10 protein-coding genes and 1 pseudogene are annotated in these 14,704 nt (G+C 43.6%); 7 read left to right on the top strand and 4 right to left on the bottom strand.

The window, feature by feature from the left end; all coding sequences use genetic code 11:
- Nucleotides 1-184 precede the first annotated feature (184 nt).
- The 3 genes from L4D74_RS13200 to L4D74_RS13190 form a co-directional block, all read right to left on the bottom strand.
- Complete coding sequence (locus L4D74_RS13200; protein WP_428752528.1) at nucleotides 185-2,398, bottom strand: chemotaxis protein CheW; 2,214 nt, start codon at nucleotides 2,396-2,398, stop codon at nucleotides 185-187.
- 426 nt (nucleotides 2,399-2,824) lie between these two features.
- Complete coding sequence (locus L4D74_RS13195; RefSeq protein WP_428752527.1) at nucleotides 2,825-6,001, bottom strand: methyl-accepting chemotaxis protein; 3,177 nt, start codon at nucleotides 5,999-6,001, stop codon at nucleotides 2,825-2,827.
- The gene (locus L4D74_RS13190; RefSeq protein ID WP_428752526.1) at nucleotides 5,994-6,536 is read right to left on the bottom strand and encodes a chemotaxis protein CheW; all 543 of its coding nucleotides are present in this window, start codon (nucleotides 6,534-6,536) and stop codon (nucleotides 5,994-5,996) included. Before L4D74_RS13190 ends, L4D74_RS13195 begins: the two co-directional genes overlap by 8 nt.
- Nucleotides 6,537-6,907: 371 nt before the next feature.
- Here L4D74_RS13190 and L4D74_RS13185 point away from each other — a divergent pair, with 371 nt between their 5' ends.
- The 7 genes and pseudogenes from L4D74_RS13185 (at nucleotide 6,908) to L4D74_RS13155 (ending at nucleotide 13,582) form a co-directional block, all read left to right on the top strand.
- Nucleotides 6,908-8,293, top strand: a complete 1,386-nt coding sequence (locus L4D74_RS13185) for a TldD/PmbA family protein (protein ID WP_428752525.1) — start codon at nucleotides 6,908-6,910, stop codon at nucleotides 8,291-8,293.
- Between the two features lie 14 nt (nucleotides 8,294-8,307).
- Nucleotides 8,308-9,651: a TldD/PmbA family protein gene (locus L4D74_RS13180; protein WP_428752567.1), complete on the top strand. Its 1,344-nt coding sequence runs from the start codon at nucleotides 8,308-8,310 to the stop codon at nucleotides 9,649-9,651.
- A gap of 272 nt (nucleotides 9,652-9,923) precedes the next feature.
- Nucleotides 9,924-11,129, top strand: coding sequence for a zinc metallochaperone GTPase ZigA (zigA, locus tag L4D74_RS13175; protein ID WP_428752524.1), 1,206 nt, complete (start codon nucleotides 9,924-9,926; stop codon nucleotides 11,127-11,129).
- On the top strand, nucleotides 11,126-11,824 hold the full coding sequence (locus L4D74_RS13170) for a DUF1826 domain-containing protein (protein WP_428752523.1): 699 nt from the start codon (nucleotides 11,126-11,128) through the stop codon (nucleotides 11,822-11,824). Before zigA ends, L4D74_RS13170 begins: the two co-directional genes overlap by 4 nt.
- Before the next feature lie 24 nt (nucleotides 11,825-11,848).
- Nucleotides 11,849-11,995, top strand: a pseudogene (locus L4D74_RS13165) (transcriptional repressor); the annotation flags it as partial.
- A 35-nt stretch (nucleotides 11,996-12,030) separates the two neighbouring features.
- Nucleotides 12,031-12,591, top strand: coding sequence for an LbetaH domain-containing protein (locus tag L4D74_RS13160; protein ID WP_265677080.1), 561 nt, complete (start codon nucleotides 12,031-12,033; stop codon nucleotides 12,589-12,591).
- Nucleotides 12,581-13,582: a CobW family GTP-binding protein gene (locus L4D74_RS13155; protein ID WP_428752522.1), complete on the top strand. Its 1,002-nt coding sequence runs from the start codon at nucleotides 12,581-12,583 to the stop codon at nucleotides 13,580-13,582. Before L4D74_RS13160 ends, L4D74_RS13155 begins: the two co-directional genes overlap by 11 nt.
- A gap of 85 nt (nucleotides 13,583-13,667) precedes the next feature.
- Here L4D74_RS13155 and L4D74_RS13150 read toward each other — a convergent pair whose 3' ends face one another.
- A complete protein-coding gene (locus L4D74_RS13150) occupies nucleotides 13,668-14,696 on the bottom strand; it encodes a methionine synthase (RefSeq protein WP_428752521.1) in 1,029 nt (342 codons plus the stop codon).
- Between the last annotated feature and the right edge of the window lie 8 nt (nucleotides 14,697-14,704).

The following is a 14,704-nucleotide window of genomic DNA, read 5'->3' as shown; positions in this document are numbered from 1 at the left end:
AGTTTGTAACTATGGTCTATAGTTTGTAACCATGGTCTATCGTGCTTAATCATGGTCTATAGTGCTTCCAAAACTGTATATCGACCGTTTAAATGTAGGTTTTGATAACAGTCTAGGAAATTGTTAGGCAAGTTCTTGTTAGAGTGACGAAATCACTTCAACAGAAGTCACGCGTAGAAAATAATTAACGCTGTCTGACTAAATCCGCGACGTCTAAAATGAGTGAAACACGTCCATCACCCATAATGGTGGCACCGGAAATACAGGGAATCTTACGAAAGTTATTTTCAAGATTTTTAAGCACCACTTGCTGTTGCCCAATTAAGCTGTCTACAAACAATGCAATCATTTTGTTGCCGTGCTCTAGCAGTACGACTATGCCTTCATGCAGTTTTGTCACGTCCGTATCGAGATTGAAAAACTTATGTAGTCGAAGGATAGGGACGTATTCGTCATGAACCCTGATCATGGTTTCGCCGCTGTTGAGCTTTTTAAGATCATCGATATTGGGTTGGATTGACTCCACGATATAGGTGAGAGGAATGATATAGACATGATCTCCCACACAGATAGACATCCCTTCTAATATGGCCAGAGTCAGGGGGAGCTGAATGGACATTTTTGTTCCAACTCCCAGTGTTGAGCTAATCTCCACGGTGCCACCCATACTGGAGATATTGCGCTTCACCACATCCATACCTACACCGCGACCAGATACCGTAGTTACTTGCTCGGCAGTTGAGAAACCAGCAGAAAAAATCAGTTGAAAGATGTCTTGAACATTCATGTTTTGAGGCAAGTTCATGCCATTTTTTTGAGCTTTTTCGACGATTTTCTGCGGATCGATGCCTAAGCCATCATCTTCAACATGTACAATGACGTCGCCTCCACGGTAAACAGCAGAAAGCTTAATTGTGCCTTGTTCCGGTTTATTCGCTTTGGCTCTTTCTTTGGGGGACTCGATACCGTGATCGATACTATTTCGTATTAAATGGGTGAGAGGATCCACCAGCTTTTCCAGTAAACCCTTATCCAGTTGGGTTTGCTCACCTTCTATAACCAGTTTTATATCTTTATTTAGCGAATTCGATAAGTCGCGCACGATGCGGGGAAAGCGACCGAAAACGGTACCTATTGGCATCATTCGTACAGACATGACAGAAGCTTGCAGATCACGGGTATTGCTTTCTAGTTGGTTAAGTCTTGCGGCGAGTAATTCGTTAGCATCTAAACCTAGATCAAAGGTCAGTTTTTGCAGCATTGATTGTGTGATGATGAGTTCGCCGACCTGGTTGATGAGCTGATCCACTTTTTTAGTGCTGACTCGAATCGATGAGGCTTCGTGCTGTTTGTTTCGAAGTCGAGTGTTGGAAGTCCTCTTTCGTTGGGGGGAGGCAATAGGCAGTGTAGTGGTAGGTTGAGCGCTTTGTAACGAATATTGTTGTGGGTGGCTGCTCTGTGAATTGTTGCTCAATGGGTCGCAATTTACGTCCTGTTTATTGTGGTGCCATCGCTTAATTAGGTCGTCAACAAGGTTGGCTTTGATGGGCTTAACCAGATAATCATCCATTCCGGTCTGTAAGCACTTTTGTTTTTCTTCTTCACCGACCATGGCCGTCATCGCAATAATAGTAATATTTTGGTGCACATCACCAGCGAGTCCTTCTCGTATGGCTTGGGTCGCTTGGTAACCATCCATTATGGGCATTTGACAATCAAGCAAAATGAATTGATAAGGTTCACGAAGTGCAGTGTTCAATTTATCTAGTGCTTGTTGTCCGTTTTCAGCGATATCTACCAAGGGATAGCCAAGCTTTTTCAACGTAAAACTTGCGACTTTTTGAATCACTTTACTGTCTTCAACTAATAGGATTTTTAGCGATGACTTTTCAGAATCCGAAAGAGGACATAGAACCGACGTAGAAGGCGCTTTCAAATCCTCGGTTGAGCTAGGTGAGCTTTTATCGCCACGAATCGAGGGCGTATGACGCGAACTTAGTTTGTCTAATGCCTCACAAACTTGTTTGACTCGTTCTTTTGGAACGTCATCTTCATCGTCAAATTGATGGGATATTTTTAATGAATCTAAAATGTCCCCAGCCTGCAAAAAGACATCAATCATTGCTCGTTGTAATGAAATTTGACCGGTACGAAGCTGATCTAAGCGATTCTCAAGGATATGAGTGACGTGGGAAATATCATCAAACCCAAAAATTCCAGCGCCGCCTTTAATGGAGTGTACCGCGCGAAAAATGGCGTCTAATGAATCTGATGGCATCATTTCACTACTACCACTATCACCCTCATTCATTTCTAACAACAGCGACTCCATCTCTTCAAGATGTTCTGTCATCTCTTCAAAAAAGATTTTCTCAAACTGTTGAGTCGATTCGGACATAGTGTCCCTCTAGCGATTAGCTGAATGATAATTAACGTTCACTATCAATGAATATTGATAAAAACGTGAGTAGAGTCTGTTAGCAAGCAGTATGGTAAGGAATGGTTGGTTTTCAAATATTTCCGAAGATTGCAGGTTGATATGGTAAGGGCAACCTACAGCGAAAATGATGAGTCTTGGCATCCTTACAGACTTTTGGTTCATCTAGCTGAACCCATGTTTTGATCTCAGGTTTAATTTCATATCCGTTGTGTCGTGTACATGGACGATAAAGAACGGATGTATATGCTCTTTTGTAACACGCACAAGTTCGTCCCGACGTTCTTTTTTATTCATTGTGCAATGAAATACCCACCTGGCTAAAAAAGCACCAAGTAACAGCGTGAATGTTCGATTTGGCACCATCAGATCAAGTGATGATTACCATCAAAACTCTGACCAATCGTTGTCATTATGATGGTTGTGTCCGCTTATCGTTGCGTACGTATTGTTCTCGCTAAGATGTGATAAATTTGCTCCGTTATGGGTGGAGAGTTGTTGTTCACCAGTATCAAATGTGGCAATGTAAATCGCAAGATTCGCGACTTGATCTTCTAGTGAGCTAGCGGCTGCAGAACCTTCTTCAACTAAGGCTGAATTTTGTTGGGTGACATCATCGACATCCAAAATAGCTCGGGTCACTTGATCAATTCCTACACTTTGTTCAACAGAGGCTTGAGTGATTTCTTCGATTAATTGTGCGACTTCTTGAATTGACATGACCACGCCGGATATTGAATCACCTGCTTGGCTGGCCAGTTTTGAACCTGTTTCAATTTTGCGCACAGAGGATTTGATCAGACTTTCCACTTCTTTTGCCGCGGCAGCTGATCGCTGGGCTAAGTTACGAACTTCGGTTGCGACAACAGCAAAGCCTCGCCCTTGCTCTCCTGCTCGTGCGGCTTCGACTGCGGCATTTAGAGCTAGAATATTCGTCTGGAAGGCAATACTGTCGATAACGGAAATAATGTTCATAACTTCTTGTGAACTGGTATGAATGTCAGCCATGTTCTCGACTACTTGCTTCACGACTTCTCCACCTTTGAGAGCATTCAACGATGTTTCTTTCGCTAGGCGATTCGCTTGTTTGGAGTGTTCAGAATTTTGTTTAACAGTGATGGTAAGCTCTTCCATACTGGATGAGGTGACCTCAAGGCTCCGTGCTTGTTTTTCTGTTCTTTGGGCTAAATCTATATTTCCAATCGCGATTTCTTTAGTGGCGGTATTGATGGTGTCGGCTGAAATTTTGATATGCAAAATCATTTCTTTCAGCTTAGTGACCGTTAAATTGGAACTTGTTTTTAGCTCGCCAAATGCGCCTGAATAATCGGCGGTAATTTGCGAAGTAAGATCGCCTTTTGCTAAAGAAGAGAGGACAGTAACGATATCGGTTAAGCTAACTTCACTGGTATCTAATAGGCGGTTCATATTGCTGCAAAGCATCGTGAAAAAGGCATTTTTTCCGTCCAAGTTCATGCGTTGAGAAAAGTCACCTTCAACTGCCGACTGAATGACATGCTCAATCTCTTTTTCAACGCCTATTTCGGCTGTTCGATCTACCCATTCAGTAACATAGCCAATTTGCTTCCCTGTTTCATCGATAACTGGGTTACTAACTATTTTAAATATTCGGCCATTAATATCGATCTCTTGAGTTTGAACAACCTCAGCAGTTTGCGGGGAATTAAGGTCATTTTGCTGGTTGATTATCACTAGGTTAAGTTCGTTGATATCAACGCCTAATAGATCGTTTGCATCAAAATTAGGTGAGTAGGCTGTGAGTTCTTTTTCGGCTTGTTGGAACATATCGATGATCGATGGGTTAACATAGATGATGGTGTTATCGCTGTCTACAATCATCATGTTAGTGCTTACGTTATCAAGAGCAATCTTGATACGCATTGCCTCTTTGGCTTTTTGACGAACGCTGCCTATTTCGGTTGTTCGATCCGCCCACTCAGTAACATAGCCAATTTTCTTTCCTGTTTCATCGATAACAGGGTTACTGACGATACTAAATATCCGACCATTAATATCGATCTCTTGAGTTTGATCTATCTCAGCAATTTGCTGATTGATAGTCACTAATTTAAGGTCGTTGATGTTAACGCCTAATAGTTCATTTGCGTCGAAATCGGGTGAGTAAGCGGTTAATGCTTCTTCGGCTTGTTTGAACATATCGATGATTGATGGATTAACGTAAATAATGGTGTTGTTGTTGTCTACAATCATCATATTAGTGCTTACGTGATCAAGCGCGATTTTGATACGCGTTGCCGCTATTGCTTTTTGACGAACGCTTTCCATATTATAGGCGAGCTGTACTTTCATGATTTTTAGTGATTGTAAGACTTGTCCTATTTCGTCATTTTTTTCAACGTTAATTTCAAATAAGTAGTCCTGTTTAACAAGACGTGTAAAGTAACGTCGGATGTTACTCAATCGAGAATTTATATCGCGGTTGAAGATAAAGGCGAAGATTAGATATGCGCAAATGAAAAATAGCGTGATAACCGATGAGAGCGCCACTTCAAACCAAAATACATGTTTACTTTGATCATAAATTTCTTTGGATTGTTGTCGATTTTCTTGAATGAGACCAGCAATAGATTGTTCGTAAGTCGCAATTTCTGATATAGACGCCGAGATGAGCGCACGGAAATTGGAATTATTGCGGGTACTTTCGTCACTAGAAGATAAAGTTGAAGAAATGTCTAATAATGATGTCTTTGCCAACTGCTCACTTTGTTTAGCAATAAGTTGGTACTTATCAATTTTAGACATATGCTCTAAATCAAATTTCTCAATAAGTAACGCGGTGAGTTGCTCAAGCGTTAAAGCGTTTTCTTTAAGTTTTTGACTGACGTTAAGGTTTTGTTCGAAGTTGTCAGCCACGAGTAGGGGTTGCAGCATTAGTCGGTTTTCTGCCCACAATTTATCGATGGCAAGCAAACGGCTATACGATTCAACATGGTTGTTGTAAAGGTGCTCGACGGCTTCCTTTTCAGTATATGAACTATGGATACCAATACCGAGCACGGTGAACAGAGACACAGTTGCAACCAATACGAGTCCAAATAGACGCTGTTTGATAGAAAGCGCTTTAAGTGGGTGATCTTTTTGTTTTTTGACTACTTTTCCGCGTCTTATGACGAGATTACCTTGCTCTCCCTCTTTGAATTGTGAATATTGTGCTTTTATTTTTTCAACACAGGCTTTGTTGGGCATAGAGCGTACAGACATAAAGCCGAGTTGAACGCCATCTTTGTATAGGGGAGTGACATCGGATTGTACCCAATAATATCCGCCGTTTTTTTGTCGGTTCTTAATAATACCTGACCAACAGTTACCCGAACTGATTTCTCGCCAAAAGTCTTCGAATAACTCTTTTGGCATATCTGGGTGACGGACGATATTATGTGGGCTTCCCAGTAATTCATCTAGTGGGTATTCACTGACCCGAATAAAATTATCGTCAGCAAAGGTAATTTTTCCCGACATGTCTGTGGTCGATACGAGTATTTCATTTTCTTGAACGAGGTATTCTCTATCTTGATTATTCATGAGCATGGCCTTTCTGAATGTCATGATCTTGTGAAACGTCACTTTCAATTTGACTAAATAGCGCCATATCTTGGCTAGTCATGAGTTTCTCTATATGAATCAATATGAGCATTAATTCATTTTGAGAGGTAAGACCCTTAATGTATTTTGTGTCTAAAGCGCTGGAAAAATCTGGTGGGGGTTGAACATCGACGGTGTCGAGTAATAGCACGTCAGCGACACTGTCCACGACGATACCGACAATGCGTTCATCAATATTTAAGATAATAACAACGGTCATGTCATGGTATGTAATATCAGACAAATTGAACTTAATACGCATATCTACAATGGGTATAACCACACCACGCAAATTCATTATGCCCTTAATATAAGTAGGCATATTCGCGATGGCGGTGACTTGACCATAGGTTCTGATCTCTTGCACCGTTAGGATATCAATGCCGTAGTATTCTTCGCCTAGCCAGAAAGTTAGGTACTCTTTGGTTACCGTTTTTATACTGTTGTCTGAACTGTTCTTGATACTCGATGTCATGATAAGTTCCGTGTTTACTGTCCTTTATAGGTAGTAATCAATGGCAAATGATGTCGACAAAATCCGTATTTTTATAGTTGTAAACTTAGGTATTAATGAATACTGATAAAAACGTGAGTAGAGTCTGTTAGCAAGCAGTATGGTAAGGAATGCTTGGCTTTCAAATATTTCCATAGGTTAACGTTTGATATGGTGAGGGCACTCTGCAATGAAAAATGATAGAGTCCTAGTTGTTTCGATAGGCTTTTAATTCATTCAATTGAACCAATATTTCTATAGAGTCGTGCCATAGTCTTCCTTAATGTTAAGTGCTTACCCTCAAGCGTTTAATGTTAAGGAAGACGACAGCGCTCAACGAGCAAGGAGATTAAATGCTAAATTCTGTAACAGCGAAGGCGGTGATCGATCATGCACTCTTTTTGGGGGCTGATTTCGCCGAGTTATTCGTTGAACATCATCAAACTAACACGGTCCAGATCGCGTCGAGCGAAGTGGATAAAGTCAATTCAGGGATCGATTTTGGTATCGGGGTCCGCCTTTTTTTCGGTCACAAAGTGCTTTACGGTTACACCAATAGCACGGATGAAGCAGAGCTAAAACGCGTTACCTCGCTGCTTGCTGCAAAAGATAAACGCGATCAAATCGCCTCTGCGGGCGCCTTGAACCTAAATCGGTATCCACTTCAACATCCTTGTCGCCTGCCTTTGGGGAAAGACGCGAATTTAGACTCAAAAATTGAATTTCTCCTTAAAGTCGATCAAGCGACACGTTCTGAAAGTGAGTACATCAGCCAATTTATTGGCAGCGTGCTGCAGCGTGAACAACAGGTTTCTATCTTTAATTCTGACGGTCTGCATGTGGATGATACTCGTCATTATATTCGAGTTTCGGGCAATACTGTTGCACAGAGAGGCACTGAACAATCTACTGGTTCGGAAGGCCCAGGTGCGTTAGCGGGCTGGGAGTTTAGCGAGCAAGTGGATGCCAGTGAGCTTGGTCAAGTCATCGCTCAGCAAGCTCTGGTGAAATTAGGGGCGGATGCGTGTCCATCAGGCGAAATGCCAGTGGTGATTGGCAATGGCTTTGGCGGCGTTATCTTCCATGAAGCATGCGGTCACTTGCTTGAAACCACATCGGTTGCGAAAAAGGCGTCGGTATTTCATGACAAGATGGGTGAAATGATTGCTAACACTGCGGTTAATGCTGTCGATGATGGCACGATGACCAACGAGTGGGGATCCATTCATGTTGACGATGAAGGCATGCCAACGCAGCGTACCCAACTTATTAAAGATGGTCAGCTAACCAGTTTTATGGTTGATAGAATGGGCGGAATGAAGACGGGCTATGAGCCCACAGGTTCGGGACGTCGACAAAACTATAAGTTCGCACCCACATCAAGGATGCGTAATACCTTCATTGAAGAAGGCAAACATTCGCTAGACGACATGCTGGCAGGAATAGAGCGCGGTATTTACGCGAAAAAAATGGGTGGCGGCTCTGTTCAACCGGGAACCGGCGAATTTAACTTTGCTGTTCGCGAAGCCTATTTGATCGAAAACGGTAAAATTACCAAGCCTCTAAAAACGGCAACACTGATTAGTACCGGACCAAAAGTACTGCAAGAAATTAGTATGGTCGGCAAAGACATGGCACTTGCCCCAGGTATGTGTGGTTCTGTGAGTGGCGCGGTGCCAACAACGGTCGGTCAGCCTTCGCTGAAAGTAGATAATATCTTGGTAGGAGGCGGTAACTAATGAGTCAAGAACGGATGAGCCAGCAACAAACACTTGTTAACTCGATTGATTACGTGCTGTCGGAAGCGAAACGACAAGGCGCAGAGGCCGATGTAATTGTTAATCGCAATAGCAGCTTTTCTCTTAAAGCGAACCAAGGTCAGCTAGATGAGTATAAAGTGAGCTCTAGCCAAGTATTGGGGGTTCGAGTGGTAAAAGACGCTCGCGTAGCAACCAGTTACTCAGAGTCACTAGAGCAGCCAAGCCTAGACTTAATGCTAACGAATGCCTTACAAAGTGCGCGTTTCTCTAAACAAGATGAGCATCAAAGCATTCGCTGCGTAGAGAGCGTAATTACAACGGATATCGCGGAAATTGCTCAACAAGACACCACGTCAGTAGATGAAAAAATTGCGCTGTCCTTAGCGCTAGAGCAAGGTGTCGTTACGCGCCCTTATGCGACCAGTTCACCTTACAACGGCTACAGTGACGGTGAAGCCCAACTGATCATTGCCAATACCCAAGGGACAATGTGCCAGCACTTTGAACGTTCATTTAGCTGTTATGCGTATACGCTGTTTGAAAAAGAGGGTAAGCAATCCATGGCAGGTAAGGTGTCGGTAGGTCGTCGTTTTGACGAGTTAGACGCGGCATTCTGCATTGACGAGGGCTATAACCTTGCTCGGGATTTACTTGAAGGCGCTCCTGTTGCTACGGGCAATTACTCCGCAATTTTTCACATTAACGCGTTAAGTAGTCTATTTGGTGCCTTTGGTAGTGCGTTTTCCGGTGTCAGCGCAATGAAAGGTATTACGCCATTGGCAGGCAAGCTTGGACAACCTGTGGCGAGTGAGTTGATTACCTTGACTGACGCCGCGTATATGCCAAATGGCATGGCCATTTCAGCTTTTGATAGCGAAGGGTTTGCCACTCAAGATAACGTTCTTATCGCTGCTGGTAGGCTGAATACGTTACTGCATAACAGCCAAACCGCGAGTTACTTAGGCGCAACGTCAACGGCAAGCGCGTCTCGTGGGGCCAAGTCGAGCTTAGATGTATCCGCTAATCATAAACTTATAGCATCAGGTAACAGTAGCGTTTCTGAGGTAAAAGCTGGCGAATATTTGGAGCTTGTTGAATTACAAGGGGTGCATTCTGGGGCGGATGCGGTCAGTGGTGATTTCTCATTTGGCGCGAGTGGTTTCTTATGCAGAGACGGCAAACGGATCCAGCCAGTACGGGGAATTACAGTTGCTGGTAACTTCTACAAAATGCTGCAAGAAGTCGAGGCGGTGGGGGAGATTCAGCTTATCAACGATAGCCGAACCTTCTTTGCGCCAGACATTCGCTTTGCTCGCTTGAGTATTGGCGGTAAATAGCGAGTTATTGCGCGATGTTAGTTACCTAAAGGGGCTCGATTGAGTCCCTTTTTTATTGTCGTGATTGATGTGGTTTGCCAGTTGACTCGCCTTTATCCCACCAGTTTCTATTTTGAATGCGCCTTCAGCTTTTCACGTTCTTGCCATAACTCTCTTCAAAAATCTAAATTGGCAAACCAAGTGTTATGTTATAACATAACACTTGGTTTGGTTGATGTTTGCGCGCTTGGCTGTTAGTCGAGTTTTGCCATCTGTTTGATTATGAGAGAAATATGAATCAGGAAAAAATCTCTGTCACCGTGTTATCAGGCTTTCTTGGGGCAGGCAAAACAACGGTTCTTAGTCATATCCTTAATAATCGTCAAGGAAAGCGAGTCGCCGTGATTGTTAATGATATGAGTGAAATCAATATTGACTCTGCAACGGTTAGGAATGAAATTTCACTGGATTACCAACAAGAGAAACTGGTGGAAATGAGCAACGGATGCATCTGTTGCACTTTGCGCGAAGATTTGCTGCTTGAGGTGAGTCGCCTGGCGAAAGAGGGACGCTTTGACAACCTTGTTATTGAATCGACTGGGATTGCAGAGCCGCTTCCTGTGGCTGAAACGTTTACCTTTACCGATGGCGAAGGAGAGTCTCTCTCTGATATCGCGACATTAGATACCATGGTAACGGTTGTGGATGCGGTTAACTTCTTACATGACTATGAAGCGGCGCAGGATCTACAAGAGACCGAGCAGCACCTGGGAGAAGACGATGAACGCAGTGTCACGGATTTACTTATTGAACAGGTTGAATTTGCTGATGTACTTTTAATCAGTAAAGTAGATCTTGTTTCTCAGGACGATGTCGCAAGACTCACCGCAATCCTAACCATGTTGAATACCAGAGCCCGTATCATTCCAATTTGTAATGGCAAGGTAGATATTGGCGAGGTATTGAATACTGGTCGGTTTGATTTTGAGCAAGCACAATCCGCACCGGGTTGGTTAAAAGAGCTAAGAGGTGAGCATATACCTGAAACGGAAGAGTACGGTATTGGTAGTTTTAGTTACCGAGCTCGCCGTCCATTTCATCCAGAAAAATTTCATGATTTTCTTCATGATACAGAACGATTTGGTAAGCTAATTCGCTCAAAGGGTTACTTTTGGTTAGCTTCCCGCCCAGAGTTCGCTGGGCAGTGGAGCCAAGCTGGAGGGATTGGTAATCATGGTTTTGCTGGGTTGTTTTGGAAAGCTACGCCTATAAATCAATGGCCAACAGATCCAGAAATTCTTAAAGACATTCAACAAAGCTGGGTAGAACCCTTTGGTGATATGCGACAGGAATTAGTGTTTATTGGTCAGGGGCTTGATCAAGTCGCAATGACGCGAGCTCTTGATGAATGCTTATTAAACGACCAAGAAATGTCTGCCGGAGAATCCTATTGGTTGACGCTATCGGACCCGTTTCCGCGCTGGGAGGAAGAAGCATGAGTATAAGCAGCTTGAACATAAGTGCTACAGAGATAAATACTTTAGAGTCAGCCAATGTCGTTAGTGCAACGTCTTTACTAGCCAAAGCGACACAGCCAACCGTTCTCTCCGATATTTATAAACAAGACTACAACCTCGCGGTATGGCAACGTTTATTACCGGCAACGTTAACTCAATCTATTGATGAAATGCTCAAAAATGGCGCGGCGTTATCTGTGGTGGAAACGGTGACACCAGATACTACCGCTGCTTGGCTTCGAAACAAATTGTCTGATCATGCATGCGCAGATGAACTGAGTCAGGATATTGCGTTAATTGTTGATATGTTTTGTTGTCTGTTCGACGTAAACGAAGCGGGATTGCGACTTACCACACTCGATAGTCCAATGTGTCCTAAGTTTCACGTTGATCATTTACCGTGCCGCTTAGTTACAACCTATGCGGGTGCTGCAACCCAGTGGCTACGTAACGAGGACGTTGATCGTAGTAAATTAGGAGCGGGCAGTGTTGGTTTACCCGATCACCAATCAGGTTTGTATCAAAATACCAATGCTATCAACCAGATAGAACGCGGTGACGTTGCCTTACTCAAAGGAAGCGGTTGGGAAGGCAATGAAGATACAGGGCTGGTACATCGATCGCCAGAAGCGACACCAGGTCAACGTCGATTGTTACTAACGTTAGACTTGAGGTAGCGAAATGCGAGAGATTGAAGGCATCATTGTAAAGAGTATTTAGATCAGAGCATTCAGGCGATGTCGGTTTATCGTATTTTGGATTTTCTAGAGAGTGAACATTTAACTCATAAACTAAACGTGTCCAATAAATACATCGTTTGCTCTCATATCCTTTGTGATCACCAGCATGCTTTTCATTTATCCTCTAATAACGAAAAATGACTATGATAAGAAGAAATCCAACCGGACACTTACCTGAGGTGTCAGAATCCGCCTTTATCGATCCCACTGCGATTATTTGCGGCAAAGTGATCATTGAAGCGAATGTTTTCATTGGACCTTATGCTGTGATTCGCGCTGACGAGGTTAACGACAAGGGGGAAATGGACGCGATTGTGATAAAGCAAGATACCAATATTCAAGATGGCGTCGTGATTCACTCAAAATCGGGGGCGGCGGTCATCATTGGCGAACGTTCATCCATTGCTCATCGCTCTATTATCCATGGCCCCTGCGAAGTGTGTGATGATGTGTTTATTGGTTTTAATTCCGTGGTGTTTAATGCGGTCATTGGTAGTGGCTGCGTGATTCGTCATAACTGTGTGGTGGACGGGTTAGACCTGCCAGCGCGTTTTCATGTCCCCCCTATGACCAATATTGGTACAGGCTTCGATTTAAACAGCATTTCTAAAGTACCACCTGAGTATTCCGCCTTTTCTGAGTCTGTGGTTTCCGCGAACCATACCCTAGTGCAAGGCTATAGGAGAATCGCCAATGAGCTCTGATAAACAAGCTATTTCAGCGGTTCCAACCAATATCATTACTGGTTTTCTGGGTGTAGGTAAAACATCGGCCATTGTAGAATTAATGGAACACAAACCAAAGGATGAACGCTGGGCGATTTTGGTTAATGAGTTCGGCGAAATCGGTGTTGATGGCAGTTTACTGCAGGGCCAGAAAAACGCAGAGCAGCGCGTATTTATTCGTGAAGTTCCCGGTGGGTGCATGTGCTGCACGGCAGGCTTACCGATGCAAATTGCACTGAGTCAATTACTGTCAGAAGCTCGACCTGACCGATTATTAATCGAGCCTACGGGACTTGGGCACCCTAAAGAAGTGTTACAAGTGCTATCGACAGAGCACTATCGAAACGTCCTGTCATTGCAAAAGAATATTACTCTTGTGGATGCGCGTCAGTTATCCGATAGCCGCTATACCAGTAATGAAACGTTCAATCAGCAGATTGCCATTGCCGATACGGTCGTTGGTAATAAAATCGATCTCTATCAACCAGGCGACGCGGAAAAACTGCAAGCGTACGTTGCAGACGTCGGTCGCCCGATGACAAAGGTGATATTTACGCAACATGGTGCTATTCCATTTGCAGACTTTGAGGGCGATACCAGTATTCATGAGCACCCACCTCATGCTCACCACCATGGGCACAGTAAACCACTTGCCTCTGAATTACCGATGCCTGAAAGTGGCCTTATTAAAGCGACCAACCAAGGGGAGGGGTTTGAAAGTGTTGGCTGGAGATTTTCACCCAACAAACACTTTGACCGTCAGCGATTAATTAACCTTTTGATCGGGCTGGATGTCGAAAGAATGAAAGCGGTATTTATTACGAAAGACGGCATCTTTGGTTATAACATGACGGTAGATGGACTCACCGAAGTGGAATTAAATGAAAGTACTGAGAGCCGAATAGAGGTTATTTCTGACTACGTGGATTCAGCGCTAGAAACTCAGTTAATTCAATGTGTAGTAAATTAATGTTATCAATGAAGCATGTCACCAGCGGCTTCGTAACGCTAGCTGGTGACATACTGGACTGAAGTTAGCTTGTCAGTTATGAGAGCTAGCTCAAGAGTTCGTTTCGAACAATATCTGCGCCCGCTTTTAGTGCTCTTAGCTTGGCTGTTGCAATAGAGCGGGATAAAGGTGCCATACCACAGTTAGTGCAAGGGTAGAGGTTTTCAGCATCCACAAACTTAAGCGCGTGCCGTAAAGTATCTGCGACTTCTTCTGGAGTTTCAATTGACTCGGTGGCGACATCAATAGCACCGACCATGACCTTTTTACCTCGGATCAGTTCAAGTAACTCCATTGGGACATGAGAGTTATGGCATTCTAGCGAGATAATATCGATGTTTGATTGTTGTAACTTAGGAAACACGGCTTCGTATTGTCGCCACTCAGAACCCAACGTTTTTTTCCAATCGGTATTGGCTTTTATGCCATAGCCATAACAAATGTGTACTGCGGTTTCACATTTCAATCCTTCGATGGCTCGCTCTAGAGTCGCAATACCCCAATCATTAACCTCGTCAAAAAAGACATTAAAGGCGGGCTCATCAAATTGAATAATATCGACACCAGCGGCTTCGAGTTCTTTGGCTTCTTGATTAAGAATTTTCGCAAATTCCCAAGCAAGCTTCTCGCGGCTTTTGTAGTGGTCATCAAATAGCGTGTCTATCATGGTCATTGGACCTGGCAGCGCCCACTTTATTGGTTGCTTGGTTTGTTGACGTAATAGTTTAGCATCGTCGACAAATATGGGCTTTTGACGAGAAACCTCGCCAACGACGGTAGGAACACTCGCGTCATAGCGATCACGTATTTTAACGGTTTTACGCTTTTCAAAGTCAACACCGTTGAGGTGCTCGATAAATGTCGTGACGAAGTGTTGACGTGTTTGTTCACCATCGCTGACGATATCAATCCCAGCGTATTGCTGCTCTTGTAAGGACACACGTAAGGCGTCGTGTTTACCGTCAGTTAATTCGCTTCCTTGCAACTTCCATGGTGACCAAAGCGTCTCTGGTTGAGCGAGCCAAGACGGTTTAGGCAAACTGCCAGCTGTTGAAGTGGGTAATAGTTTTTTCATAATCAATG

The sequence above is a fragment of the Vibrio cionasavignyae genome (assembly GCF_050337155.1).
GTDB classification, from domain to species: Bacteria; Pseudomonadota; Gammaproteobacteria; order Enterobacterales; family Vibrionaceae; genus Vibrio; species Vibrio nomapromontoriensis.
The sequence above is the reverse complement of the archived record's forward strand: the minus strand, read 5'-3'. Positions and strand labels throughout refer to the sequence as shown.